Origin of the sequence: Pseudokineococcus lusitanus, from assembly GCF_003751265.1 — a bacterium.
Taxonomy (GTDB): Bacteria; Actinomycetota; Actinomycetes; order Actinomycetales; family Quadrisphaeraceae; genus Pseudokineococcus; species Pseudokineococcus lusitanus.
In genome coordinates, this window is the sequence record NZ_RJKN01000017.1 from 1 (window position 1) to 2,132 (window position 2,132).

Consider the following 2,132-nt stretch of genomic DNA (forward strand, 5'->3'; position numbering starts at 1 on the left):
GAGGACGGCCGGTTCAAGGGCCGCGCCGAGCTCGAGGCGATCTACACCGGCGAGAAGGGCCTTCAGCCCGGCGACGACGTCATCGCCTACTGCCGGATCGGGGAGCGGTCCTCCCACACCTGGTTCGTCCTGACGCACCTGCTGGGGTTCGACAAGGTGCGCAACTACGACGGGTCCTGGACCGAGTGGGGCAACGCCGTCCGCGTGCCCATCACCACCGGAACCGAGCCCGGCGAGGCGCCGCGGCGATGAGCACCGACACGACGGGCGCACCCACGCAGGGGCTGCCGCCGGCCCTCGCCGAGATCGTCGAGGACTTCCACGCGGTCTCCGAGCCGGAGCGGCTGCAGTTGCTGCTCGACTTCAGCCGCGGCCTCCCGGCGCTGCCCCCGCGGTACGCCGAGCACCCGGAGCTCTTGGAGCCGGTGCCGGAGTGCCAGTCGCCGATCTTCCTCCTCACGGAGGTCGACGACGACGCCGACCGCACGGTGCGGCTGTTCTTCTCGGCGCCCGCGGAGGCGCCGACGACCCGCGGCTTCGCGGGCATCCTCGCCGAGGGCCTCGACGGCCTCCCGGCGGAGACGGTGCTCGACGTCCCCGGTGACGTCTGCTCGCGGCTGGGCCTCGACCGCGCGGTCAGCCCGCTCCGCCTCCGCGGCATGACGGGGATGCTCGGACGCATCCAGCGCCAGGTCCGCGAGGCGACGGCGGCCTGACCACCGCTGCGGCAGCCCGTCTCGTGATGTCTGACGACGCCCCGGTCGACGGCGTGGTGCACCTCGTGCACCCCCCGGCGGCCGGGGCGTCGCGCGTCGTGACCACGTCGGCGGACGCGGGCGACCCGCAGGACGACCTGGCCCGCCTGTACGCCCACGCGGCGCCGTCCGGGGCGGCGCTCGTGCGCGGCAACCTCGTGACGACCGTCGACGGCGCCGTCGCCGGGCCCGACGGGTCGAGCCGGTCGATCTCCACGCCCCTGGACCAGCGGGTCCTCGTCCTCCTGCGGTCCCTGGCCGACGTCGTGCTCATCGGCGCGGGCACGGCGCGGGTGGAGGGCTACGGACGCCTCCGGGTGCGGCCGGCGCTCCGGACCCGACGTCGCGAGCTCGGTCAGGCCCCGGCCCCGACGCTCGCGCTCGTGACGCGCTCGGGCCGCCTGCCCGACGCCGTGGGCTCCCCCGCCGCCGAGGACGCCGACGGCCGTGGTGGCGTCGTCGCGGTGACGTGCGCGGCGGTGGGGCCCGACGCGCTCGGGTCGCTGCGCCGCCGCCTGGGGGCGGACGCGGTCGTCGTGGCCGGGGACGACGAGGTCGACCTGCCGGCCGCCGTCGCCGCGCTGGCCGACCGCGGCCTGCCCCGGGTGCTCTGCGAGGGCGGACCCGCGCTGCTCGGCGACGTCGCCCGGGCGGGTCTCCTCGACGAGCTGTGCCTCACGACGTCCCCCGCCCTCGTCGCCGGCGACGCCCCCCGCGCCCTCGGGGGCCCGGCGCTCGACGGCCGCCTCCGTCTCGCGCACCTCCTGCTCGCGACCGGCGGCGAGGACGACGGCACGGTGCTGGCCCGGTGGGTCGTCCGGCGCTGACGAGCCGCCGCGTGCCCACGATCCCTCCACCCGAGCAGGCGCCTGTTCGCACCCACGACGGCCCCGCGACGACTAACGGGCGCCTGTTCGCCCACGGCGTCCGGCGACGACGAACAGGCGCCTGTTCGCACCCGCGAAGGCCCCGCGACGGCGAACGGGCGCCTGTTCGCGCCCACGGGCGTCTGACAGCGACGAAGAGGCGCCTGTTCGCGCCCACGGGCGTCTGACAGCGACGAAGAGGCGCCTGTTCGCGACCGTGCGAGACCGGGGACGACGGCCGGACGGGGTTACGGCGGAAGCAAGTCGTCGACCCCCCACGTCGGCTATTGGTGGCCGGTGGCCGACCCGAGCATCATTCGATCACCCGTTCGAGTGACGTTCATCGCCGCAGGTCAGAGGCTTGTGGACGACACCCGTGGCGGGGTCCGTTGTCGGTGGTCGCCCCTAGCGTGAGCGCCATGACCACCGACGGCGCGGGCACGACGACCGGCGTCGTCACGCCCGTCGCCGTGACGGCACTGGTCCCGGCCAGCGCCCTCGCGGACGGGGT

The 2,132-nt window shown here is 75.8% G+C and carries 3 protein-coding genes; all 3 read left to right on the plus strand.

The features are described 5' to 3' along the window. Positions 1-252, plus strand: a 252-nt coding sequence (locus EDC03_RS17325) for a sulfurtransferase (protein WP_277872090.1), incomplete at its 5' end; no start/stop codon positions are given. Beyond that, positions 249-716, plus strand: a complete 468-nt coding sequence (locus EDC03_RS17330) for a SufE family protein (protein WP_123381521.1) — start codon at positions 249-251, stop codon at positions 714-716. The genes EDC03_RS17325 and EDC03_RS17330, both read left to right, overlap by 4 nt. 26 nt (positions 717-742) lie before the next feature. Then, complete coding sequence (locus EDC03_RS17335) at positions 743-1,582, plus strand: dihydrofolate reductase family protein (RefSeq protein WP_148058141.1); 840 nt, start codon at positions 743-745, stop codon at positions 1,580-1,582. Positions 1,583-2,132 lie beyond the last annotated feature (550 nt).

Bases quoted from the DNA above. Each gene is read 5' to 3' on its own strand.
- EDC03_RS17330 (WP_123381521.1), top strand. From the start codon at position 249: ATGAGCACCGACACGACGGGCGCACCCACGCAGGGGCTGCCGCCGGCC.
- EDC03_RS17335 (WP_148058141.1), top strand. From the start codon at position 743: ATGTCTGACGACGCCCCGGTCGACGGCGTGGTGCACCTCGTGCACCCC.